Source organism: Romboutsia hominis (assembly GCF_900002575.1).
Taxonomy (GTDB): domain Bacteria; phylum Bacillota; class Clostridia; order Peptostreptococcales; family Peptostreptococcaceae; genus Romboutsia_C; species Romboutsia_C hominis.
In genome coordinates, this window is record NZ_LN650648.1 from 224,911 (window position 1) to 247,532 (window position 22,622).

Consider the following 22,622-nt stretch of genomic DNA (forward strand, 5'->3'; position numbering starts at 1 on the left):
ATTTAAAAATCAATTAATATTAACAATAAAGAAAGCATAGCTCCAGATAAACCAACTTGAGTGTACCAAGGTATTAATTGTGTGTTTAAAAAAGAAATCTGATAAATAGAATACTCCATAGAATATAAGAAGTATAAAAATAATTTTACCGACGCGTTTGGTTTTATCAAGATTACATTGTTTAGAATTTTGCGATTTAGAACTATCATATGCTCTAACTTCACCGTTTTTATCGATGAATATATCACCATGTGAGGTATTCCAAGCACAAGAACTAGCACTTAAATTTATTGAATTTTCCTTAAGGTTTTCTTTTTTAAAAGGGTATATATTTATGTTCTTAGAAAACTCTTCAATTATATCTATTTTACTAAGCATTAATCCTCATTTAATTTATGGATTAAAATTATGTATATATTATCACAAATATTTTAGTTTAATTTGTATAAATTACATAATTATTTGTGATTAAAAAAAAGCGAAAATGATATTGATTATCTATATCAAATGCTATATAATGTATTAAAAATAAACGATAATGATGAATAAAAATAATTAATTGGATGCTCATGAATATTTAAGAAAATAAATAATAGTTATAAGACATAATAGAAAGGAGACAGCTATGGAACATATTTTTATTAATTAACAGATTAGACTATAGATATAGCAATGAAATATAATTATGAGGATTTAATGATAATGAGTATCGATATCTACAAATTGAAATATAAGACATGATAGAAAGGAGACAGCTATGAAATATATTTTTATTAATCCAGTTGTAGATAATATGTATATAAAAGAAGATCTAGATAAATTATTACTTAACAATGGTTACTCAAGGGTAGAAGTTGAAAATGATTGGCATAAGGTTGTAAAAGAAAAGTATAATGAAGCTCTTAAATCAACAGAAAAGGCACTTTTAGATCGAAGGTGTCCTTTAGCTATTGATACAATTAATGAATATATAAATGAGCAGGATGTTTTTATTCCTAAAATTGATCCAATTCTAATACATTGTGGTATAGAAATTGCAAATAGAGAGGATCTAAAAGGAAAGAAAAAGGTAATTACTACGCCATGTAAAAGTCTAGCTTCATATGGAAACAAAAAGGGTTTAGAAGATACAGTATTTATAAGCTGGAAAGAATTTATAAAGAAATTAAATTTATATGAAAAAATTCAAGTAAAACTACTTGATGAGAGTCCTATTCCACTGGGTTATTTTAATTCATTAGAAGCTAAAATTAGTAGTATCTCAGGAGAAGAAAATATAGAAGCGTATTTTAAAAATAACCTACATAAGGAAAGCGACTTGGTTGAGATGCTTTATTGTAAGGATGGATGCAACAATGGAGATGGAGTATTAATAAATGAATAAGAATAAAGTTATAAAAACATCAATTTCTATAATAATTTTGGTTTTAATATGGAGTATAGTTACTAAAATGGATATAGTTAGTTCTTATATTTTACCATCTCCATCAAAGGTATTAGACAGCTTATTAAAAATGATTAAATCAGGAGAAATCTTTGAAGATATTTACATAAGTTACATAAGAGTTTTAAAAGGATTTTTCATAGCAACTTTATTAGCTTTTTTATTAGCAATGGTGAGAGTTATTTTACCAAAATTTAATGATTACTATGAAAATATAGTTCAATTTTTAAAGAATGTACCACCATTAAGTTTAATATCATTATTAATTTTATGGTTTGGTATAGGAGAAACAACTAAGATTGGGATAATAGTTTTAACTGCGTTTTTCCCAATATACCTAAATACGGTAAAGGGATTTGTAAGTTGTGATAAAAAACTGTTAGAAGTTGGAGAAATTTATGGATATTCAAAAGTAAATAGCTTTTTTAAGATAAGAATTCCATATGCTATGTCAGATATATTAGTTGGAATGAGAATAGGACTAGGTTATAGTTGGAGAGCTATAATAAGTGCAGAAATGATTGCTGCGTCAACTGGTCTAGGTCATATGATTTTATTTGCTCAGCAAATGTCTAGAACAGATAAAGTTATAGTCGGTATTTTAGTAATAGGTGTAGTTGGTTATATAACTGATAGATTGTTTGCACTTATAATCGATAAGGCTTTGAAAGGATCAGAAGAAAATGGATGGGATTAAATTAGTAAATGTAAGTAAGTTCTATACTGTTGAAAAAGAAAGTATGAAAGTTCTAAATGGAATTGATTTAAATATACCAGCAAATAAGATAACTGTAATCTTAGGTCGAAGTGGATGTGGAAAGACTACTTTATTGAGACTTGTATCAGGTTTAGAAGAATTTGATCAAGGAGAGATATTAGGTACTAATTCAAAAAGAAAGGCATATGTATTCCAAGAGGATAGATTAATGCCATGGCTAGATGTAAAAAAGAATATAACATTTGGTATACATAATAAAAATATAGATAATAGAAAAATTGATAGGATTATTGAAACTGTAGGTCTTAAAAAATTCTATAGTGCATATCCAAGACAATTATCAGGTGGAATGAAACAAAGAGTCTCGATTGCAAGAGCATTTGCATATGATCCAGACTTTATAATGATGGATGAGCCTTTTTCGGCATTAGACTTTTTTACAAGAGAGCAAATGCAAAATGAATTATTAAAGATTCACCAAACATCAAAATGCTCAATTTTATTTGTAACTCATAGTATAGATGAGGCACTTATCCTTGGAGATAAAATAGTAATTTTAGAAAAAGGTGTTATTAAATCTCAATATGAAATTAAAGAAAAAAGTAGCACAAGAGACTTATTAGATGATAAGTTTGTTAAATTAAAAAAACAAATAATTGATGATTTAAAAGTTATTTAATTAAAGATATATAAGTAATGGAGGATAAATTTATGAAATTAAGTAAGTCAATAAAAATAAAATTAACATCGGTACTTGCAACTGGTGTATTAATGATATCAATGGTTGGATGTACAACAACAAAAGAAGCAAGTTTAGATAAGTTAGTAATAACACATGTAACTTCACCTTTAAATGTACCAAGTATAATACAAAAAAATAAAAATGTTTTTGCTAATGAGTTCAGTGAAAATGGTAAAGATATAGCTATTGAGTATGCTGAAATAACATCGGGGGCTGATCAAACTCAAGCATTAGCATCAGGAGATGTTGATATATTATACGCTGTTGGAGGAACTTCTGTAGTTTCAGCAGCAGCAAATGGTGCAGATATAAAAATATTAAATATGTACAGTAGATCACCAGAAGCATTCTGTATGTATTCGCTTGATGAAAACATAAAATCAGCACAAGATTTAAAAGGTAAAACTATAGCAGGACCAGTTGGAACTAACTTACACCAACTATTAATAGCATACCTTGAAAAAGCTGGAATGACTATAGATGATGTTAACTATGTGAATATGTCTATAGCTGATGCAAAAGCAGCTTTAGATGGAAAAAGTGTTGATGCAGCATTAGTTGCAGGACCTACTGCATATAAAGCAGAACAACAGGGATATAACTTAGTTACTAATGGAAAAGGATTAACAGATGCAGTAATAGCAGTTGCAGTTAGAGAAGATTTCTATAATGAGCACAAAGAAGAAGTTGAATTATTCATGAAAGCTCAAGAAAACGTAAATAAATACATGAATGAAAACTACGATGAAACTATGGAAATAGTTTCTAAAGAACTTGATTTAGATAAATCAGCAGTTGAAGAAATGTATAAACAATATGATTTCAGTATAGAAACTACAGATGCAGACCGTAAAGCATTTCAAAATGTAGCAGACTTTATGTTAAAAACTGGAATGATAGAAGAAGAAGTTAAGACAAATGAACTTTTTATAAAATAGTAGGTGAATATAAATGATACAAGAAAAAGTTATAGTAAAAGATCAAAATGATATTATAGAGATAACTTACGATGATATATTAAAATATCATGGTAGAGAAATGATAGGTGGAGCAGCTTTAGCATTTAAAATAATGCTTATGACTTTTCCTAAACTTTCTGATGAAATACCGCAAAGAGGAAAGTTTAGTTTTTATAGTGGAATAGGGAAAAATGGAAAAGGTATAATAGATGCAGCAGAAATGGTTATGCGTGTAAAAACTTATGGAAATTTAGAACTAGATATTGATTATTCTAATGATAAGATGGGACAAGAAGCACCAGGTGGTGGAAGATATTATTTTGAAATAGGATATGATGATAAACTAGTTAAATTGTACTTAAAAGAGGGGGTTATACCTAGTGAATTTATAAATTATTCAAAATTATCACATAAGTGCAAAGCAGAAAATATTTCTATGAGAGTAGAAGATCAAGAAAAATTATTATCATTGAGAAAAGAACTAGCTATCAAAATTATGGCATCTGACCCAGAAGACCTATTTGTAATAATAAAATAAAAATCAGTAGCATAATAAATAATATTACATTAAATTAACTTGTGTATTCTAGGTTAAAAATTAATCGTGGGTATTATTCCTGTGATTCGTCTCCACCATTGAAATCCACGAAAAGGTATTGGCTAAATAGCCAATATCTTTTTTTATGGAAAATAATATTATATTTATACTAGACTTAATAATATATACATTTACAAAATAATTAATGGAATATGCTATAATAGCTTTGTATTAGACTAAAATTATTTTATTGATAAATTTATAAACAATATTTATGTTGTATAGGGGAGATGGCATGAAGAATCGAATTTTAATTATAGAGGACGATAATGAAATATCTAATATGATTGCAGATTATCTTGGTAAAAATGGATATGAAACGCATATAGCTAAAGATGGAATAAGAGGGATTAAATATGTGATAGAAAAGAAGCCTGACTTAATTATCTTAGATATTATGTTGCCATATAAAAGTGGTGATGAGATTTTAAGAGAAGTGAGGGAATTTTCCGATATTCCAATAATAGTAGTATCAGCAAAAGAAAATGTACAGTTTAAAGTTGATTTATTTAAAATAGGAGTAGATGATTATGTAGTCAAGCCATTTGATTTATTAGAACTTCTAGCAAGGATCGAAACAAATTTAAGACGCTACTTAAAACTTACAAGTCAACAAACACTTTATAAACACAAAAACATAACACTAAACTATGATTTAAAGGAAGTCTTTGTTGATAATAATGTTGTCAAACTTACATCTAAGGAGTTTGAGATTTTATACTTATTTATAAAATATCCAAACAAAGTATTTTCTAAGAAAAATATATACGAAACAGTGTGGAAAGACTCATATGCATATGATGATGATACGATAAACACTCATATAAGTAATATAAGAAAGAAAATTGATAGTGAACTAATCGAAACTGTTTGGAAAATGGGATATAAGTTAAAGTGATTATTTTAGAATTTCTTTAGAATTTAATTTAGAAATTCTTATATTCTAAAATATATCATATAAGGCAGAGGAGATGATAAATATGTCAGAGATAATTTGCCAAACAGTAAACTTATCAAAAAAATATAAAGATAATATAGTACTTGATAACGTAAATATCAACATTAAAAGAGGCGACATTTATGGTCTTATAGGGGAAAATGGAGCAGGTAAGACTACATTAATAAAAATAATCGCTCAGTTAATAAACCAAACAGAAGGAAAAGTAAAGCTATTTGGAACAACTGATAAAAATCAATTGTGCAAATTACAAAAAAATATTGGGTATACAATTGAAAATCCAGCACTGTACATGGACATGACAGCAAGAAAAAACCTAGAAGTAATACGTATGCAAAAAGGAATACCTGGAACATACGATATTGAGAGGGTATTAAAACTTGTAAACCTAGATATTAATGATAAAAAGAAGGTAAAAAACTTTTCTCTAGGAATGAAACAAAGATTAGCATTAGCTATGGCATTGTTAGATGAGCCAGAATTATTAGATGAATTAATCGTGGGTATGATTGTGAAGAATCACCTCTACCAATTACATAATTTTTATCGTCAAACCAATTGGAATTGTTAGAGTTTAAAATCTATTAGTTCCTTTTTTATTAAAATAAATTAAAGAAATATAGGATTTATATAATAGGGAAATAAATAATTTATAACAAATAAAAGTGAACCCTATCACAAGTAAGGGATAGGGTTGATTATTATATAGCATTTGTTTGTTCATTAATACCTGAAATAGGTGGAAACATCTTAAAAAATAAAAATCTCATTAAAGGAGATACAATTAATAAATTTAAAGGAATTGCAAAAATAAAGTTTGTAACTATAGCAACACCATAAGCAGAAATAAAATTAGAATCTAATCCTACATTAGCAATTACTCCGAATAATGACATCCAAATAACCATACCACATGATGTAAAAAATGACATACACAGTCCTACTTTTTTCATAGTGTCATTTGGCTTTAATATTTTACTTGTAATGACCTTAACAATTCTACCAACTATAAAAATATCTCCTATTAGTGCATATATAAAAGCCAATGGAAACCCTAGTGCTGCATGCTTAAATATATTTAATGAAAATCCTTCAATTATAGCTATATTGTAGCAACTCATAATAAATACCATTGTTGCAGCAATCATTAATATGAATATAAAATGTTCTTTTTTGTTTTTAAACAAGTTAAATACCTCTCTTCTAATAAATTGTCAACTAAGTTGACTAATGTATAGTATCATTTTTAACTCTATAATGTCAACTAGGTTGACTAAAGTTGTATTATTTATTTTAAAAATTATATAATATAGATAGATTTGATTAAAATAAAGGAGTATTTATATGAGTTCATATTTTAAAAATTTAAATATAATAGATTTAATAAGTGAAAAACACGCAAAGCTTAGAAAAATGGTAATAGAAACTTGGGTTGAAAGGGGAGAAGAAAGGGTTAGTGATACAGAATCGTATATGATTGCATTAGTAGAAAGAAATGAATTAACAGTGGCACAGATTGGAAGGATAATAGGAATATCACGCCAAGGAGCTCATAAATGCGCAAAAGGCTTAATTGAAAGAGGATATATTATTATAGAAAATAAAGACGTAAATTCTAGGGACAAGATACTTTCTTTAACTGAAAAGGGATCAAGATTTTGTAGAGAGACATTAATTTTAAAAGAAGAATTTGAAACAAATATTATAAATTCTATAGGTGAGGATAAATTTAAAATATTAAAAGAGTGTTTAAGTGAAAATTGGTTTGCAAAATAAGTATTGTGCAAAACTAACTCTAATATAAAATTCTTTAGGTTATATTTTAGAATACCCAAAAAGCAAGGTGTAATAAAAGACTTAAAAAGTTACTTTATATAATAAAAACACGCTCCGTAAAGTAGATACGGAAAAACTATATCATAAGTAAGAGAGTATGGCTTGTGAAAATAGCTTGTTGTAAAGAAATGCTAAATAAAATTAAAATAAATACTAACGTAAAAGATTTGTCACCTTAATATACTTGCAAGTACTTCTGACCCAAAGTTATATTATTATGCCTTTTATTAAAAAATCCAAGTGATGCAATGAAAAATCTTTGAAATCAGGGGTTTGACCATTGGTTTTAGCTTTTATTATCATTTCAGATAAACCCAAAACATGAACTAAAAATTAACAAATAGATGCGTATATAAATTTAAGGATTGTGAATAATATATTACATAGTTATACTCAGTAATATTAACTAGTATGATTAACACAAATAAAATAAATATTTTGATAATAAAATATCCTAGTTATTACATATAAGATTCAGAAGCAATATTAGTTAATAATAAGTTCGAATATAATAAGTTAGTCTATAAAGGAGAATAAAGGTTATGCTATTAATAAAAAATGGGAAAATAATAACCATGGCTGATAAAAATTATAATAGTGGATCTATTTTAATAAAAGATAAAAAGATTGTAGAAATTGGAGAAAATATTAATATAAATAGTAATGAGGATTGTAAGATAATTGATGCAGAAAATTGTTGGGTTATGCCAGGCATAATAGAAGCTCATTGCCATATTGGAATTCAAGAAGAAAGAAAAGGATTTGAAGGCAATGACTGTAATGAAACAAATGAATCAATTACACCATATCTTAGGGCTTTAGATGGTATTAATGTTATGGATTCAGCTTTTCATAATGCTTTGACTGCTGGTATTACAGGAGTAATGGTAGGACCTGGAAGTTCAAATGTAGTCGGAGGACAGTTTGTTTTTATAAAAACTCATGGTAGAACAATAGATAACATGGCTGTCCTTGAACCAGCAGCAATGAAAATTGCATTTGGAGAAAATATAAAAACAAATTATAATCAAAAAAATATGATGCCATCAACTCGTATGTCAATAGCTGCACTTTTACGTGAGGAATTGTTTGAAGCTCAAAAATATAATCAAAACAAAAAAAATGCTATGAAAAATGGTGATAGTTTTGATGAGGTATTTAGGAGAGAGTGTTGGTTACCTGTAATTAACAGAGAGATTCCTTTAAAAGCACATGTACATAGAGCAGATGATATTTTAACAGCAATCCGTATAGCTAAAGAGTTTAATTTAAGATTAACTTTAGATCATTGTACAGAAGGACATCTAATTTCAGAAGAGATTAAGGAAGCTGGATTTCCGGCAATAGTTGGACCTTCATTAGCAATAAGAAATAAGATAGAGACTCAAAATGCAGATTTTAAAACAGCTGGTATATTACACAAGGCTGGTGTGAAAGTAGCTATTACTACTGATCATCCAGTTACAAGAATACAAGATTTACCTATTTGTGCTGGATTTGCAGCAAGAGAAGGACTAGGAATAGAAGAGGGACTTAAAGCAATTACAATAAATGCGGCAGAAATATGTAATGTATCAGATAAAGTTGGAAGTCTGGAAATAGGAAAAGATGCTGATATTGCAATTTTTGATGGGAATCCAATGGAGGTATTTACAAAAACAATGTATACCATAATTGATGGTGAAATAGTTTATGAAGCAAAAGATATAGATAATTAGCTATTAAAAATAAGAATGGTAGATAGTTTTATATAACAAGCTATCTACTTTTTTATATTAATTATTAATAGTTTTAGATAAATATATTATATAGATTAATAGTTTGTATTATAGCAAATAGAAATTATATTAATTTTGAATAAGATTGTAGGTAAGAATTTCGGGAATTTACTTGATGAAGTTAGCTTGGTTAAACTTTGTGGTAGAAAGGATTGGTTTGAATAATTTATTAAGTAGAATAATAATTAAAATTTTCTTATAATTTTTATAATAAAGCGATAACAAAGTTAATTTTATAATGACTTTGCTATCACCTTATCAATTACATAGAACTTGCTTTACTAACTTCTATGTAAGTTTTGTCAATAAAACTATCTATTGTTGTTGTTTCTATTATTTTCGTTGTTGTTGCAGTTATTATTGTTTCTATTATTTTCGTTATTATTTCTATTATTGTTGTTGTTGCAGTTGTTATTGCAGTTATTGTTGTTGTTATTGTTTCTATTATTGTCGTTGTTGTTTGACTTTATCATGATTATCACCTCCTCGAAAATATTATTGGCAGAAAGGTATCGTAATATACATAATCAATAAAAATAATTTTTTATTAATAATGCTAGAATTAGTTTAATTAATTTGTAGATAATATGGATGTTAATTATCGAATTACATGAAAATGAGGATAGGATTAAGGTAGTTTTACCAGATATAAGGAATTTTCAAAATGTCAAATAGAAATTAAACTATAATATATACTTATCCTAAAAATTGAAATTTTAATGCTATGAAAATAGTGAGGTTGCATACTTTTTATGAAATAAACTATCTATATTTTTTAGTATTTTGCTATATTGAATTGAAGATTTTTAGCATAGGTGAAGGAATCCTACACATAGAATACATTTATCTTTTACCCAAGTGGACTTCATATTGGGCATTTCTATCACTTTAATAGGACATTTTTTTGTATAAAGGCTGCGACAAATACAATTATTTTTTAGATGGAATCTATCTGTTTTTCTCATTTCTTCATATCTTGGGATAATACATATTACATATTTATATTTTTATCTATTTTGTTTGGATTATGGATTGTTTATTATCAAAAAATTTAAAAATGTAACAAAAAATGATATATAGAAATATAATAATATGAAACATATTGTTTATGGAGGTTGAGTATATGGAGTTAAAATGGACTATAGTTATTATTATAATTATACTTGCCTTACTCTTATATAGATGGATAATACAAAGAAAACAAGTTATTAATAATGTGTTACAAAGAAGTGATGAAGAAAAAATTAAAGATATTAATAATGCACTAGAGTTATATGGTTTTGTATATGATAAAACTAATGATATTATATGTTCAAATATGTATCCTTGGCAAAGAGAAGTAGGATATTGTAGGTTTTATGATGAAGCAGCACCTACCTTAAATATGATTATTGATAGCGAGCCTATTTATTTTGAATATGATAATAGAAGATGGCTTATTGAACTTTGGAAAGGTCAGTATGGAATGACTACTGGTGGTGAAATTGGTATATATGTAAGTGAAATGGATGATATTAATATACCAGGTATTTTTTCAGGTCCTTTTTTCGAAGCCGTATCAGATGAAGAACTATTAAATATGGATTTTAAGCTTAAAATAAATGAAGAAGAATTATTTCAAAGACAAGATTATCATTGGTGGCTAACAGGTTTTGATGTAGGTGTATTTTCTAATCCTAATAACTTATCAATGAAAATTAGAATAATTTTTCCAAATTCAATTATGAAAGATGCATTTCTTGGTGGATTAAAAAGAGCAGGTTATAAAGAAGATGAAATTAAAATAACTAAGAATATAATTTATTTTAATTTTGATAAACCTAAATCTGATCAACCATATAATCGTTATAAATTAATAATACCTTTTATCCAATTTATGAATAAAACTTACTGTAAGATATACAATTTAATTACTAAAGATTTTGAACGTACAATAGATAAAATTGATTTTTTACGATTATACTATCCTAATTTGCTTAGATTGATTGCAGGTAAAAATAGAATGAAAAAATTAAAAAAATCTTATAAAGTGATTTCATCTTATATAAGTGGAAATGAGATGAGAAGTAATGAGCATTTATAAACGCTTATCCAAAATCTATGAAAATTCTAAAGTTATTCCTTATGATTATTCTTCAAAATTTGTCATAATGAGTGATTGTCATAGGGGTAGCGGAAATTTAGGAGATAATTTTATAAAAAACCAATATATATTTTTCGCGGCACTTAATGACTACTATAAAAAAGGATTTACTTACATTGAATTAGGTGATGGAGATGAACTTTGGGAAAACAGATCTATGGAACAAATTATGGAAGTACACAGTAGTACATTTGAATTACTATCTAAATTTTATGAGTCAAACAGAATGTATATGATTTATGGTAATCATGATATGCAAAAAAGTTATACAGAATTTTTAGAGTGTCATTATAAAGGATATTATTGTGGAATAAGAAAAGATATTTTTTCATTATTCAATTATATAAGAGCATATGAAGGAATAATTCTAGAAAATGAAGACAATAATCAATATAGAACCTTTCTTGTACATGGTCATCAAGGAGATTTGATTAATGATAGACTATGGAAGCTAGGTAGGTTTTTAGTTCGTTATATCTGGAGACCACTAGAGATATGGGGATTTAATGACCCTACAAGAGCAGCTAAAAATTATAAAAAGAAAAATAGAATAGAACGACAACTGATGGCATGGTCAAAAGAGAATAACATAATGTTAATTGCAGGTCATACTCATAGACCTAGCTTTGCTAACTTAGATGAAGCTATGTACTTTAATTCAGGAAGTTGCATACATCCAACAGCTATTACAGCTATAGAGATTGAATGTGGTTGTATTAGCTTGGTGAAATGGAGTGTTATGACAGGAGAAGATAGTAGTATGTATGTAGGAAAAAAAGTTTTAAAAGGACCAGTAAAATTAGAAGATTACTTTGTAAGAAATTTAAAAGTAGAAAGTTTTTAAGTATTTAAAAGCTGATTCCTGTATTGATAAGGAGTCAGCTTTTTTAGCATTAGTATTACATTAAAAAGGAAAAGTATTATGATATAAGAATGGCAAAATCAAATATAAAAGGTATTAATATTTTAGTTAATGCTTTAGGTAATTCTTTAATGAATGGACAGTATAATCTATATAGATATCCAAATATAGGTTTTTTATACATATTTTTTTAATCTATTTATTTTTTATTATCATATTATAAGCAAATAGTATATATGGAATTTTTAAGGTAAATTATCTTACATAAATAAGAACCATTGTCTAGTATTTACATATAATATAGAGAACAATATTTATATCAGAAAAAGGGGAATCAACAATGGACAGAAATTATTGGCAAGATTATTGGGAAAATTATTACAAGTTTATGGCTGTATATCTTAGAGAGTTACAAAATGCATATCCTGATGCGGATATAAAAAATGAATACGCAGAAGTTGCTAACTTATTTGAACCTCCTATGTCTCTTGAAGATTACGAGGATTATGATGAATATGACGATGATAATGTCTATGCACAAACAGGTAACGATCCAAATTTTACATTACCTGGTGGTGGGCAATCTCCTACTCCTTTTATATCACCTGGTGGTGGTCAATTTACTATAAATAATTGTAGGAGAATGGCAGTAGTTAGAATAGTAATGAGAAGAGGCTTTACTCCTTCTAATTTCTTTATGCTAGTAGATAGAGCTGATAGAAGAAGTATTCAAGGATTTAGGATATCTTGTGAAGGTAGTAGAATTAGATTTGTACCAATGGCTGTAGAATATAGAAATATTAATCTTATAGAATGTGCATTTTAGATTAAATCTAATAATAGGGGAAATGATAATTTAATGAGTTATGTTGTGCTCATAGAGAGTATAGGTGACTTAAGTAATAAAATAGAAATAATAGTATAAGTTGATTGTGGGTTTGATTTTGCGAATCGTCTACAATATTGAAATCAAAGAAAAGATATTAGCTACTTAGCTAATATCTTTTTTTAGTATGCAAATATAAAGTATGATATTATAAAATAAAATACAAGTTAGGGAGAATGTATATATGTACAAAGAGAACATTTTAGTAGTAGAAGATGATGTAGATATAAATAACCTAATAACAAAAACACTAGAAAAACAGAACTATAAAGTAACGCAGGCATTTTCAGGGAGTGAAGCGCTGTTACAACTATCTATATCAGAATTTAAATTGATGCTACTAGATTTAATGTTACCAGGTATGAGCGGAGAAGAGATAATCAGTAAAATTAGAGATGAAAAAGAAATACCAATAATAGTAATTTCAGCAAAAACGTCTTTAAAAGATAAAGTAAATGTTTTGAATATAGGAGCAGATGATTATATAACTAAACCTTTTGAATCAGAAGAAATAATAGCTCGAATAAACTCACAGTTAAGAAGATATAGAAAGTATGAAATAAGTACACAATCAAATGAAATATACAAATTTAAAAATCTTACTTTAGAAGAAGAAACAAGAAAAGTAAAGGTCAAAGGAGAAGAGATACATTTAACTGGTCATGAGTTTGATATTTTAAGCATTTTAATTAAAAATCCTGATAAGGTATATTCAAGGGAATCATTGTATGAACAAGTATGGAAAAATGGATACTATGGGGAATATAACTCTGTAAATGTTCATATTAGCAATATTAGAAAAAAAATTAAATCAGTATCACAAGATGAAGATTACATAAAAACAGTGTGGGGAATAGGATTTAAATTAAATAATAATTAATAAAAATCTTTATGCTTTCTTTAAACTTTCTTGAATATTTATTAAAAAAATTTTTATATCATAGTTATTGTAAGTTAGTTAATAAATGGTACTTAATACTGCTTAAATAAAGAGGGAGAAATATATGAAGGAAGTTATAAAAACGTATAATTTATCTAAGAAATATGGAAATTATGATGCATTGTTAGATGTAAATATTAATGTAAAACAAGGTGATATATATGGTTTAGTAGGTGATAATGGAGCAGGTAAGACTACTTTACTTAGAATATTATCTGGGCAGTCACATGCTAGTAGTGGTAGTTTTGAACTTTTCTCAGTTTCAGATGAGAAAGAATTAAATGAAATTAGAAAACATACAGGTGTTATTATTGAATTGCCAAGTTTTTATCCTAATCTTACTGTTGAAAAAAATATGGAGTATTATCGTATTCAAAGAGGTATACCAGGAAAAGACAAAGTTATTAAAGCTCTTGAAGATGTTAATCTGAGTCATGCTAAAAAGAAAAAATTTAATCAATTATCTCTTGGTATGAAGCAACGACTAGGGTTAGCTCTTGCTATTATGACAGAACCAGAGTTATTAATACTTGATGAACCAATTAATGGCTTAGACCCATCAGGAATTATTGAAATTAGAAATCTACTATTAAAATTAAATAAGGAAAAAAATATTACTATAGTTATATCAAGTCATATACTTTTAGAGCTATCAAATATTGCAACTTGCTATGGATTTTTAAACAAAGGAAAATTAGTCAAAGAAATATCTTCAACTGAACTTAATGAAAAATGTAAAAGCTATTTAGAAATTAAAGTTACTAATGCTAATAAGTTAGCTGCACTATTAGAAGAAAAGCTAGGTTATAGTGATTATAAGGTTTTACCTAATGATATAATTCAGTTATTTGATAGAAATAGAGACCCTCAAAAGATAAGTGAACTTATAGTTAAAAATGGAATTGGATTAAATTGCATAGAAGAAAAAACTATAAATCTTGAAAATTATTATATGTCTTTGATTGGGGGATCTTACAATGCTTAATTATATAAAAAGTGAATTTTACAGAAATATAAATACTAAAGGAAATTATATATTTTTATTTGGAAGTATAGCATTTGTAATATTTATAAATGTAGCCTTAGGTTTATTTGCACAAAGCCAAGTGAATTTTTTGTATGGAAATACAAAATATTCTCTTAGTAGTTTTTATACTTATATGGGATTATTAATACTTATATCTATTTATTTAGTTTCATTAATTTTTGGTCAGGAATTTAAGAACTCTACACTTAAAAATTCTATTGCCTTTGGAATTTCAAGGAGTGAAATATATTTAGGCAAATTTTTAGTAGAAGTAGTAATTTGTACAATAAATTTAATATTAATTAGTAGTGCATATGTTATAGCTGCATACGTAATGCTAGAGGATAGCGGTATAGTATATTTAAAAGATTTTATACATGCAATAGTAGCATGCTTTCCACTGCTATTAGTTAGTATGACTGCTGCTCATGTTTTTACTTCATATTTGATAATGAGAGTATAGCTGTGACATTTTGGTCAATTTTTATAGTATTTGTGCCACTATTAATATCAATGGTTGGACGTAAAATAGATATACTAGGTAAAATAGCAATATGGTTACCTTGGAATATAGTTGGAAATGCTACATTTGACAGTAATACCAATCGAATAATCATGGCATGGAATACTACTGATGGTTTTGTAAGATGTTTTATAGTAGGATTTATAGGAGTTGTATTATTTTATACATTAGGATTAATTATGTTTAAGAAAAAAGAAATAAGATAGATAAAAAGAGGCGTGTGGATGATGGAATGGATTTTAGCAATTTTATTAATACCAAGTGTGTATTTTTCTGCACGCTTTTTCTTGCTTTCTAGAAATATTAAAAAATCAGTTAAGGACTTTAAATATATTTCTGAAAATATAGATACAAATCGTAAACTTAAGTTAAATCATCCAGATAAGAATTTTGAGAAATTATTATCTGAAATAAATCAGTATTTAGAAGATACACAAGTAAATAAATTAAAGTACATAAAAAGAGAAGAAGAAATTAGAAAAGAAATCGAAAATGTTTCTCATGATTTAAGAACACCTTTAACTTCTATTAGGGGATATTTAGAGTTAATAAATGATGAAACTATTACATCTAAAGAAAAGAAAGATTACCCTTGTATTGTAGAAAAAAGAGCTAAGGTTCTTCAACATTTAATTCAGGATTTTTATGATTTAAGTAGGTTTGAAAATAATGATTATAATTTAAATATGGAAATTATAGATATTAATAAGGAGCTAAGAGAGCATATACTGGTATTTTATAATGATTTTGAAAAGAAAAATATTGAAGTGGATTTAAAGTTAGATGAAAATCCAGTATTAGTAAGGTTAGATGAAAGTGCTATTAAAAGAGTTTTTAATAATTTAATTCAAAATTCTATTAAGTATAGTAAGAGTCATTTTTGTATGTCAATAAACAATAAAGGTAGAGAAGTTATTATTGAGTTTAAAAATGATGTCCAAGATATTAATAAAGATGAGTTAAACTTACTGTTTAATAGATTTTATATGAAGGATAAATCAAGAAGTAGTGATAGTTCTGGTTTAGGTCTTACAATAACCAAGCTTTTAGTTGAATCTATGAATGGTGAAATTGATGTTGATATGGATAAAGAATGGATTATATTTAGAATAAAGTTTTTATCAGAGATATATTAAATATATGAAAAACTAATTACTTAAATAATTTTATCGTGGGTATGATTTTTGAGAATCATCTCCACCATTGAAATCCAAAAAACACATTGAGAATATTATCAATGTGTTTTTTATTTTATAAAGTAGTTAAGCTAGTCTAATATAATATATAATTAAACATAGGCAAATATAATATGATAATATATGGAGAAAAAGTATGTTTACTATAATGATAATAGAGGATAACGAACTAATAAGAAATGAAATTCATAATTTATTAGATTTAAACAGATATAAAACAATAAAGGTAAATGATTTTAATAGTATTACAAAGCAAGTGAAAGAATACAATCCAGATTTAATACTACTAGATATAAATTTACCAGATGAAGATGGCTTTAAAATCTGTACAGAAATAAGAAGTTTTTCAAAAGTTCCTATAATATTTGTAACTAGTAGAAATACAAATATAGATGAACTTATGGGAATAACATTAGGAGCCGATGATTTTATAACAAAGCCTTATAATACACAAATACTTCTAGCAAGAATAGCATCATTACTAAAAAGAGCATATCCTAACGAAAAAACAATAGATAATATAGAACATAATGGAATAACATTAAATATATTAAAAAGCACAATAGAAAAAAATGATAAATCAGTAGAGCTTACAAAAAATGAATTTAAAATATTACATTACTTACTTATAAACAAAGGTAAGATAGTTTCAAGAGTAGATATATTAGAGTATTTATGGGATAGTGCATTATTTGTAAATGATAATACTCTTACAGTTAACATTACGAGAATAAGAAGTAAGGTAGAGGAGTTAGGGGTAAAAGACTATATAATAACTAAAAGAGGACAAGGTTATATGGTATGAATATAAAAGATTATTTAAACAAAAGGATAGGTATAATTAGCTTAAACATTATATCTTTGATAACATTATCAATATTTTTATTTAGTGTAGGAAACCCTTTTAAAGTTATAAAAATAGTGGCAATAACATGGATTATAGTATTATTAATATATCTTTTGTATGAATATAAGGCTATAAGAAAACATTTTGATGAAATAAATAAATACATTGAAAACACAGATAAAAAATATTTACTAAGTGAAATAATAAAAGAACCTAAGTATATAGAGGCAATGCCATATTACTATGCTTTAAAAAAGGCGAGTAAATCTATGAGAGACGAAATAAACACAATAAAAAAACAAAGAAAAGATTATAAAGAATATATAGAAAAGTGGGTACATGAAGTTAAGACACCTATTTCAGCTATTAAATTAATAGAAGAAAACAATAAAACATCTACGTCAAGACTAGTACTTCAGCAGTTAGAGGAAATAGATACATATGTAGAACAAGCATTATTTTATGCTAGAAGTGAAGATGTAGAAAAGGATTATTTAGTAAAAGAAATATCTTTAGATGAGTGCATTAATAGAGTTATCACTAAAAATAAGCAAGTGCTTATACTTAATAATATAAATATTGAGATAGATGATATTAATAAAAGCGTATATAGCGATAGTAAATGGTTAGAGTTTATAGTAAATCAAATTATAGTAAATGCAATAAAGTATAGGAGAGATAACAATCCTACCATAAAGATATATACTAATGAAATAAAAAATGCAGTTGAATTAATTATTTATGATAATGGTATAGGAATACCTAGTTATGAAATAGATAGAGTATTTGATAAAGGGTTTACAGGTAATAAAGGTCGCCTAAATTATAAATCAACAGGGATAGGATTATATTTGTGTAAAAATTTATGTGATAAGTTGGGGTTATTAATAAAAATAGAATCAAAAGAAGACAAATGTACAAAAGTTAGAATTATTTTTCCAAAAGGAAATTTTTCTAAATTTTAATAATTACCTCTTAACGTTACAATAACGTAACATTAATGAAAGGTTAAATCAAATCAAAACAAGGATAAATCATATAAAATAACCTTGAGGTGATAAATATGGGTGAAATATTAAAAATTGATAGTATAGAAAAATACTATGGAAATAAGGGAAATATATTTAAGACAATTGATGATATAAGCTTTAATGTGAGGGAAGGTGAGTTTGTAGGGGTTATGGGACCTTCTGGTTCAGGAAAAACGACTTTATTAAACCTAATAGCAACTATTGATGAAGTAAGTTCTGGTCATATCTACTTAAATAATCAGGACTTAACTGAAATAAATAAAAAGAATATAGCTAGATTTAGAAGAGAAAATCTAGGATTTATATTTCAAGATTTTAATTTATTAGATACTTTAACAATATATGAAAATATAGCTTTAGCACTTACAATAAATAAAACTAATAAAAATGAAATAGACGATAAAGTAAAATCTGTAGCAAAAGAATTGGGAATAATAGAAATACTAAATAAGTATCCTTATGAAGTATCAGGTGGTCAAAAACAAAGGACAGCTTGTGCAAGAGCATTGATAACAAATCCAAAGCTAATACTTGCAGATGAACCAACAGGAGCTCTAGATTCTAGGTCGGCTCAAATTCTAATAGAGATGATATCAAGTCTAAACAAGGATTTTAATGCAACAATATTAATGGTAACACATGATTCGTTTACGGCAAGTTACTGTGATAGAATTTTGTTTATTAAAGACGGAAAGATATTTACAGAATTAGTAAAGGGAAATAATACACGAAAACAATTTTTTAATCAAGTATTAGATGTAGTTGCATTGTTAGGCGGTGATGTAAGGGATGTACGTTAAATTAGCCATAAATAATGCAAAAAAATCTATTAAAGATTACTTAATATATTTTATAACTATAACAATGTGTGTAAGTTTGTTTTATGCTTTCACATCTTTATCAAGTTCTAGTTATGAACTTATAACTGAGGATACTTTCAACTTTGAATCTCTAAAAAAGATGTTAAAATACTCAACTTATATAATTACAGCATTATTAGCAATACTTGTTGCATATGTAAGTAAATATATGATTAAAAGAAGACAAAAAGAATTTGCTACTTATATATTATTAGGAGCAGAGCAAAAGAGTATAGCACTTATGTTTTTTGTAGAAATGTTGATAGTTGGAATATTATCCATAGCATGTGGGATATTTATTGGAACACTTTTCTCACAAGTTGTTACAGCTATGGTATATATAAGTGCTAAACAAGAAATAGTATTTTCATTTAAACTTTACTTAGACACAGTTTTTATAACATTTATATTCTTTATAGGAATGTTTTTAGTAGTAGGTATTTATAATATTAGAGTTTTAAATAAGTTAAAGCTTATAGATATGATGAATAATAGTAAAATAAGTGAATTTAAGTTTAAAAAAAGTAAAAAAGTTTATTCAATAGTATTTTTAATATCTTTAATATTATATGGTATATTTATATATTCAATTAAATTTATTATAAATATTAAAAAAGGAATAAATAGCACTAATCATTTAATTAGTGCAAATCAAATGATGTTTGCAGAAGTTATTTCAATAGTTTCATTTATAATAGCAACCTATGCTTTATTTTACTCAATATCATATATTCTTATAAGAATAAAAGAAAAACACAAAAAATTTAGCTATGAAGGCACAAATCTTTTTTTATTAGGAACAATAGTATCTAAAATAAGAACAACTCCAATACTTATGGCTACTATATCATTAACATTCTTAGGTGCTTCAATAAGCTTTATACTTACATTATTAATGTCCCAGTGGTCTTTAGGATACTTAGATTATAGAATTCCTTTTGATATAGAGTTAAGGAGTGAATATTCATATAGACCTGAGAAAGAGTACAGTATAAATAAAATAGAAGATATGCCAAAGTTTAATTATTCAGAGGTTATAGATTATCTAAAAAATGCTGGTTTAGATATTAATGAGTATGAAGAATTAGAAAAGTACTGTATAAATAAAGAAGATTTTTACATAAGAGATAATAGAGAAAAGCCTGCCTTAGCTATAAGTTTAAGTGATTTTAATAAACTAAGAAGTATGAAAGGTTATGATACAATAAGTTTAAAAAATGATGAATATACAACTCAATGGGATAATACTACTGATCAGCAAGAAATTGACAAGTATATAGAAGAAAATAAAGTTATAAATGTAGAAGGAAAAAGTTTAAAAGTTAGTAAAGATGCATATTATAAAGAAACTTTAGGAGAAGGTATATATAATTATCCTACTACAAATATTATTATATTACCTGATGATATATGTAAAGATCTTGTAAGTGCAGGGGTAGATTTATTTATTACATCTAATAATGAGCTAAGTTATGAAGAAGCTACTAAATTTGAATTAGAGTATATACCGAAGTGGTTTGAAGAAAATAATCCAGAATTAATGAAAAAATATGATAGATCTTATTATTTTATACACGGAAGAATTAAATCAGCAGAAACTAGTGAAATTATAAATTTTACTCTAGGAATGAGAATCTTAGGATTATATTTAGGTACAGTTTTACTTATGATAAGTTTGACAGTGCTTGCTCTTCAACAGCTTACAGATTCAATAGAACATAAAGATAGATTTAATGTTTTACGAAAACTGGGGATAGAAGAAAATGAAATTAATAAAATAGTATTAAAGCAAATAAGTGTATATTTTACTATTCCTGTAATAATAGGCATGATAGGATTTGTAGTATTTATATATAATTTTTATTTAATATATGAATCCTATATTAGTGCTTATATTGGAGATAGCATGTTTGTATTAAATATGAGTACAGGTATATTTATTATGGTAATGATTTATATAAGCTACTTTATTGGAACATATTATACATTTAAGAGAAATATAAGAAATTAAGAAAGGGATAATAAGAAAATTTAAAATATATTATCTATGATAGTTATATTCTTTTTAAATTCACTAAATAAGTATATTAGAATTTTTTGCTAAACAATAAATGCTCCAAAGAGTTTAACTCTACGGAGCGTTTATTGTTTAGTAGTGTGAAATAATTTAAATTAATAAGTATAATGACAACACATATATGTAAAGAGATTTATAAAAGATTTTTAATATAGAACTAATAATAGATAGGAGATTAATTATGGATAGATTAAGAAGAAAAGAATTATTACAACAATACAAAGAAATGAAGCCAGAAATGGGTGTATATATGTTTAAGTCTATAAAAACAAACATAGTTTATTTAGGTTGTGATAAAAATATAAAAGCAACTATAAATGGTGATAGATTTAAATTAAATTCTAATAATCATAGATGTAAAAAGTTGCAAAAAGATTGGAATGAAAATAAAGAAGAGAACTTTGAGATAACAACAGTAGAAGTATTACCTTATGATAAAGATGAAAGTAAGGTAGATTATAGTGAAGATTTAAAAATATTAAGAGAAATGTGTAAAGATAGATTTACAGAAGAAAATGTGGAAGAAATATAGAAATAGAATTTTAATCAGTTATAAAAAATTACTTTAGCGGATGAATTTAATAAGCAAGGTGAATTATTAGGTGAAAGATTTTAAGGTAATTGTAGAAACACTAGAAGAGTTAGGATGATCACTGTTAATCTCCTCAAATATTGAAATTTACGAAAACACATTGATAATTTTATCAATGTGTTTTTTATTTAATCATATTATTTTATAAATGAAAATAAGAAAACTAACAATATAAAAAATAATAACCTAGAAATAATTATCAAAGACAATTTTTAATAAAATAAGGATGCCTTTTTTCTACAACATATTTTATACACATATGTTCTTTGAAATCATCAAACTTCAAATGATATCGTTACCTCATAGAACAAAACAAAACGAAATAGGAGGTAGTAATGAAATACAAAATAAACACAGAAATAATAAAACTACAAATGTTAAGAAAAGGCTATTCAATAACCAAACTAGCAAAAGATAGCAACCTATCAAAATCAACAGTATCATTTTTGGTGTACTGTATTTAAAATATAGAAAAATAGTGTAGTCTAAAATATTTAGTACAGTAGGTACACTATAGTTAATAAAATTTTATATATTTACTTAGTATGTATAGTTTTATAGTTTAGTAGATTATTAATGTACTTAGTGTACAGGATTTTCTTACT

Annotated in this window: 28 protein-coding genes; 24 read left to right on the forward strand and 4 right to left on the reverse strand. The window is 26.0% G+C overall.

What is annotated here, in order from left to right:
- Positions 1-9: 9 nt before the first annotated feature.
- Positions 10-378: a hypothetical protein gene (locus FRIFI_RS01010; RefSeq protein ID WP_092922609.1), complete on the reverse strand. Its 369-nt coding sequence runs from the start codon at positions 376-378 to the stop codon at positions 10-12.
- Positions 379-757: 379 nt separating this feature from the next.
- Between FRIFI_RS01010 and FRIFI_RS01015 the strand changes: the two genes are divergently transcribed.
- The 7 genes from FRIFI_RS01015 to FRIFI_RS01045 all read left to right on the forward strand — a co-directional run bounded on the left by FRIFI_RS01015 (position 758) and on the right by FRIFI_RS01045 (position 5,990).
- Positions 758-1,384: a hypothetical protein gene (locus tag FRIFI_RS01015; RefSeq protein WP_166504748.1), complete on the forward strand. Its 627-nt coding sequence runs from the start codon at positions 758-760 to the stop codon at positions 1,382-1,384.
- Complete coding sequence (locus FRIFI_RS01020; RefSeq protein WP_092922615.1) at positions 1,377-2,141, forward strand: ABC transporter permease; 765 nt, start codon at positions 1,377-1,379, stop codon at positions 2,139-2,141. The genes FRIFI_RS01015 and FRIFI_RS01020 overlap by 8 nt, the downstream gene beginning before the upstream one ends.
- Positions 2,128-2,841 carry an ABC transporter ATP-binding protein gene (locus tag FRIFI_RS01025; RefSeq protein WP_092922618.1) on the forward strand — a complete coding sequence of 238 codons (714 nt, stop codon included), beginning with the start codon at positions 2,128-2,130 and terminating at the stop codon, positions 2,839-2,841. The genes FRIFI_RS01020 and FRIFI_RS01025 overlap by 14 nt, the downstream gene beginning before the upstream one ends.
- Before the next feature lie 32 nt (positions 2,842-2,873).
- Positions 2,874-3,842, forward strand: coding sequence for an ABC transporter substrate-binding protein (locus FRIFI_RS01030; RefSeq protein ID WP_092922621.1), 969 nt, complete (start codon positions 2,874-2,876; stop codon positions 3,840-3,842).
- Positions 3,843-3,855: 13 nt separating this feature from the next.
- Positions 3,856-4,401 (forward strand): hypothetical protein, encoded by a 546-nt coding sequence (locus FRIFI_RS01035; protein WP_166504749.1) that lies wholly within the window; start codon positions 3,856-3,858, stop codon positions 4,399-4,401.
- Positions 4,402-4,696: 295 nt separating this feature from the next.
- Positions 4,697-5,359, forward strand: a complete 663-nt coding sequence (locus tag FRIFI_RS01040; protein WP_092922627.1) for a response regulator transcription factor — start codon at positions 4,697-4,699, stop codon at positions 5,357-5,359.
- 82 nt (positions 5,360-5,441) lie between these two features.
- Positions 5,442-5,990 (forward strand): ATP-binding cassette domain-containing protein, encoded by a 549-nt coding sequence (locus FRIFI_RS01045; protein ID WP_166504750.1) that lies wholly within the window; start codon positions 5,442-5,444, stop codon positions 5,988-5,990.
- Positions 5,991-6,120: 130 nt separating this feature from the next.
- Here FRIFI_RS01045 and FRIFI_RS01050 read toward each other — a convergent pair whose 3' ends face one another.
- Positions 6,121-6,606: a DUF2798 domain-containing protein gene (locus tag FRIFI_RS01050; protein WP_092922639.1), complete on the reverse strand. Its 486-nt coding sequence runs from the start codon at positions 6,604-6,606 to the stop codon at positions 6,121-6,123.
- A 157-nt stretch (positions 6,607-6,763) separates the two neighbouring features.
- Here FRIFI_RS01050 and FRIFI_RS01055 point away from each other — a divergent pair, with 157 nt between their 5' ends.
- Complete coding sequence (locus tag FRIFI_RS01055; RefSeq protein ID WP_092922642.1) at positions 6,764-7,195, forward strand: MarR family winged helix-turn-helix transcriptional regulator; 432 nt, start codon at positions 6,764-6,766, stop codon at positions 7,193-7,195.
- A 602-nt stretch (positions 7,196-7,797) separates the two neighbouring features.
- Complete coding sequence (locus FRIFI_RS01060) at positions 7,798-8,973, forward strand: amidohydrolase (protein WP_166504751.1); 1,176 nt, start codon at positions 7,798-7,800, stop codon at positions 8,971-8,973.
- 371 nt (positions 8,974-9,344) lie between these two features.
- On the opposite strand, the gene FRIFI_RS01065 is transcribed toward FRIFI_RS01060, so the two are convergent.
- Positions 9,345-9,506, reverse strand: a complete 162-nt coding sequence (locus tag FRIFI_RS01065) for a hypothetical protein (RefSeq protein ID WP_166504752.1) — start codon at positions 9,504-9,506, stop codon at positions 9,345-9,347.
- 650 nt (positions 9,507-10,156) lie between these two features.
- On the opposite strand from FRIFI_RS01065, the gene FRIFI_RS01070 reads away from it, so the two are divergent.
- Both FRIFI_RS01070 and FRIFI_RS01075 read left to right on the forward strand, forming a co-directional pair.
- Positions 10,157-11,116, forward strand: a complete 960-nt coding sequence (locus FRIFI_RS01070; protein ID WP_166504753.1) for a DUF4474 domain-containing protein — start codon at positions 10,157-10,159, stop codon at positions 11,114-11,116.
- A gap of 67 nt (positions 11,117-11,183) precedes the next feature.
- Positions 11,184-12,020 carry a metallophosphoesterase gene (locus FRIFI_RS01075; RefSeq protein ID WP_242871284.1) on the forward strand — a complete coding sequence of 279 codons (837 nt, stop codon included), beginning with the start codon at positions 11,184-11,186 and terminating at the stop codon, positions 12,018-12,020.
- Between the two features lie 76 nt (positions 12,021-12,096).
- Here FRIFI_RS01075 and FRIFI_RS15205 read toward each other — a convergent pair whose 3' ends face one another.
- Positions 12,097-12,222, reverse strand: coding sequence for a hypothetical protein (locus FRIFI_RS15205; protein WP_271970325.1), 126 nt, complete (start codon positions 12,220-12,222; stop codon positions 12,097-12,099).
- 156 nt (positions 12,223-12,378) lie between these two features.
- Here FRIFI_RS15205 and FRIFI_RS01080 point away from each other — a divergent pair, with 156 nt between their 5' ends.
- The 13 genes from FRIFI_RS01080 (at position 12,379) to FRIFI_RS15495 (ending at position 22,481) form a co-directional block, all read left to right on the forward strand.
- Positions 12,379-12,864 (forward strand): hypothetical protein, encoded by a 486-nt coding sequence (locus FRIFI_RS01080; protein ID WP_166504754.1) that lies wholly within the window; start codon positions 12,379-12,381, stop codon positions 12,862-12,864.
- 244 nt (positions 12,865-13,108) lie between these two features.
- On the forward strand, positions 13,109-13,804 hold the full coding sequence (locus tag FRIFI_RS01085) for a response regulator transcription factor (protein ID WP_166504755.1): 696 nt from the start codon (positions 13,109-13,111) through the stop codon (positions 13,802-13,804).
- A 124-nt stretch (positions 13,805-13,928) separates the two neighbouring features.
- The gene (locus FRIFI_RS01090) at positions 13,929-14,849 is read left to right on the forward strand and encodes an ATP-binding cassette domain-containing protein (RefSeq protein ID WP_166504756.1); all 921 of its coding nucleotides are present in this window, start codon (positions 13,929-13,931) and stop codon (positions 14,847-14,849) included.
- Positions 14,842-15,354 carry an ABC transporter permease gene (locus FRIFI_RS01095; protein WP_166504757.1) on the forward strand — a complete coding sequence of 171 codons (513 nt, stop codon included), beginning with the start codon at positions 14,842-14,844 and terminating at the stop codon, positions 15,352-15,354. Before FRIFI_RS01090 ends, FRIFI_RS01095 begins: the two co-directional genes overlap by 8 nt.
- 32 nt (positions 15,355-15,386) lie before the next feature.
- Entirely contained in the window at positions 15,387-15,620 is a 234-nt protein-coding gene (locus FRIFI_RS01100) for a hypothetical protein (RefSeq protein WP_166504758.1), read from the forward strand.
- An 18-nt stretch (positions 15,621-15,638) separates the two neighbouring features.
- On the forward strand, positions 15,639-16,550 hold the full coding sequence (locus FRIFI_RS01105; RefSeq protein ID WP_166504759.1) for a sensor histidine kinase: 912 nt from the start codon (positions 15,639-15,641) through the stop codon (positions 16,548-16,550).
- A 196-nt stretch (positions 16,551-16,746) separates the two neighbouring features.
- Positions 16,747-17,415, forward strand: coding sequence for a response regulator transcription factor (locus FRIFI_RS01110; protein ID WP_166504760.1), 669 nt, complete (start codon positions 16,747-16,749; stop codon positions 17,413-17,415).
- The gene (locus tag FRIFI_RS01115; protein WP_092922672.1) at positions 17,412-18,422 is read left to right on the forward strand and encodes a sensor histidine kinase; all 1,011 of its coding nucleotides are present in this window, start codon (positions 17,412-17,414) and stop codon (positions 18,420-18,422) included. The genes FRIFI_RS01110 and FRIFI_RS01115 overlap by 4 nt, the downstream gene beginning before the upstream one ends.
- A gap of 98 nt (positions 18,423-18,520) precedes the next feature.
- The gene (locus FRIFI_RS01120) at positions 18,521-19,288 is read left to right on the forward strand and encodes an ABC transporter ATP-binding protein (protein ID WP_166504761.1); all 768 of its coding nucleotides are present in this window, start codon (positions 18,521-18,523) and stop codon (positions 19,286-19,288) included.
- On the forward strand, positions 19,278-21,359 hold the full coding sequence (locus FRIFI_RS01125) for an ABC transporter permease (protein WP_166504762.1): 2,082 nt from the start codon (positions 19,278-19,280) through the stop codon (positions 21,357-21,359). Before FRIFI_RS01120 ends, FRIFI_RS01125 begins: the two co-directional genes overlap by 11 nt.
- A gap of 247 nt (positions 21,360-21,606) precedes the next feature.
- Positions 21,607-21,957: a GIY-YIG nuclease family protein gene (locus FRIFI_RS01130; protein ID WP_166504763.1), complete on the forward strand. Its 351-nt coding sequence runs from the start codon at positions 21,607-21,609 to the stop codon at positions 21,955-21,957.
- Between the two features lie 319 nt (positions 21,958-22,276).
- Entirely contained in the window at positions 22,277-22,435 is a 159-nt protein-coding gene (locus tag FRIFI_RS15085; protein ID WP_242977263.1) for a hypothetical protein, read from the forward strand.
- Entirely contained in the window at positions 22,413-22,481 is a 69-nt protein-coding gene (locus tag FRIFI_RS15495; RefSeq protein WP_416389772.1) for a hypothetical protein, read from the forward strand. The genes FRIFI_RS15085 and FRIFI_RS15495 overlap by 23 nt, the downstream gene beginning before the upstream one ends.
- Positions 22,482-22,622: the final 141 nt, after the last annotated feature.

Excerpts from the sequence above, each read along its gene's own strand:
- FRIFI_RS01010 (WP_092922609.1), bottom strand. The coding sequence starts at position 378 with ATGCTTAGTAAAATAGATATAATTGAAGAGTTTTCTAAGAACATAAAT.
- FRIFI_RS01015 (WP_166504748.1), top strand. The coding sequence starts at position 758 with ATGAAATATATTTTTATTAATCCAGTTGTAGATAATATGTATATAAAA.
- FRIFI_RS01020 (WP_092922615.1), top strand. The coding sequence starts at position 1,377 with ATGAATAAGAATAAAGTTATAAAAACATCAATTTCTATAATAATTTTG.
- FRIFI_RS01025 (WP_092922618.1), top strand. The coding sequence starts at position 2,128 with ATGGATGGGATTAAATTAGTAAATGTAAGTAAGTTCTATACTGTTGAA.
- FRIFI_RS01030 (WP_092922621.1), top strand. The coding sequence starts at position 2,874 with ATGAAATTAAGTAAGTCAATAAAAATAAAATTAACATCGGTACTTGCA.
- FRIFI_RS01035 (WP_166504749.1), top strand. The coding sequence starts at position 3,856 with ATGATACAAGAAAAAGTTATAGTAAAAGATCAAAATGATATTATAGAG.
- FRIFI_RS01040 (WP_092922627.1), top strand. The coding sequence starts at position 4,697 with ATGAAGAATCGAATTTTAATTATAGAGGACGATAATGAAATATCTAAT.
- FRIFI_RS01045 (WP_166504750.1), top strand. The coding sequence starts at position 5,442 with ATGTCAGAGATAATTTGCCAAACAGTAAACTTATCAAAAAAATATAAA.
- FRIFI_RS01055 (WP_092922642.1), top strand. The coding sequence starts at position 6,764 with ATGAGTTCATATTTTAAAAATTTAAATATAATAGATTTAATAAGTGAA.
- FRIFI_RS01060 (WP_166504751.1), top strand. The coding sequence starts at position 7,798 with ATGCTATTAATAAAAAATGGGAAAATAATAACCATGGCTGATAAAAAT.
- FRIFI_RS01065 (WP_166504752.1), bottom strand. The coding sequence starts at position 9,506 with ATGATAAAGTCAAACAACAACGACAATAATAGAAACAATAACAACAAC.
- FRIFI_RS01070 (WP_166504753.1), top strand. The coding sequence starts at position 10,157 with ATGGAGTTAAAATGGACTATAGTTATTATTATAATTATACTTGCCTTA.
- FRIFI_RS01075 (WP_242871284.1), top strand. The coding sequence starts at position 11,184 with ATGAGTGATTGTCATAGGGGTAGCGGAAATTTAGGAGATAATTTTATA.
- FRIFI_RS15205 (WP_271970325.1), bottom strand. The coding sequence starts at position 12,222 with ATGTATAAAAAACCTATATTTGGATATCTATATAGATTATACTGTCCA.
- FRIFI_RS01080 (WP_166504754.1), top strand. The coding sequence starts at position 12,379 with ATGGACAGAAATTATTGGCAAGATTATTGGGAAAATTATTACAAGTTT.
- FRIFI_RS01085 (WP_166504755.1), top strand. The coding sequence starts at position 13,109 with ATGTACAAAGAGAACATTTTAGTAGTAGAAGATGATGTAGATATAAAT.
- FRIFI_RS01090 (WP_166504756.1), top strand. The coding sequence starts at position 13,929 with ATGAAGGAAGTTATAAAAACGTATAATTTATCTAAGAAATATGGAAAT.
- FRIFI_RS01095 (WP_166504757.1), top strand. The coding sequence starts at position 14,842 with ATGCTTAATTATATAAAAAGTGAATTTTACAGAAATATAAATACTAAA.
- FRIFI_RS01105 (WP_166504759.1), top strand. The coding sequence starts at position 15,639 with ATGATGGAATGGATTTTAGCAATTTTATTAATACCAAGTGTGTATTTT.
- FRIFI_RS01110 (WP_166504760.1), top strand. The coding sequence starts at position 16,747 with ATGTTTACTATAATGATAATAGAGGATAACGAACTAATAAGAAATGAA.
- FRIFI_RS01115 (WP_092922672.1), top strand. The coding sequence starts at position 17,412 with ATGAATATAAAAGATTATTTAAACAAAAGGATAGGTATAATTAGCTTA.
- FRIFI_RS01120 (WP_166504761.1), top strand. The coding sequence starts at position 18,521 with ATGGGTGAAATATTAAAAATTGATAGTATAGAAAAATACTATGGAAAT.
- FRIFI_RS01125 (WP_166504762.1), top strand. The coding sequence starts at position 19,278 with ATGTACGTTAAATTAGCCATAAATAATGCAAAAAAATCTATTAAAGAT.
- FRIFI_RS01130 (WP_166504763.1), top strand. The coding sequence starts at position 21,607 with ATGGATAGATTAAGAAGAAAAGAATTATTACAACAATACAAAGAAATG.
- FRIFI_RS15085 (WP_242977263.1), top strand. The coding sequence starts at position 22,277 with ATGTTCTTTGAAATCATCAAACTTCAAATGATATCGTTACCTCATAGA.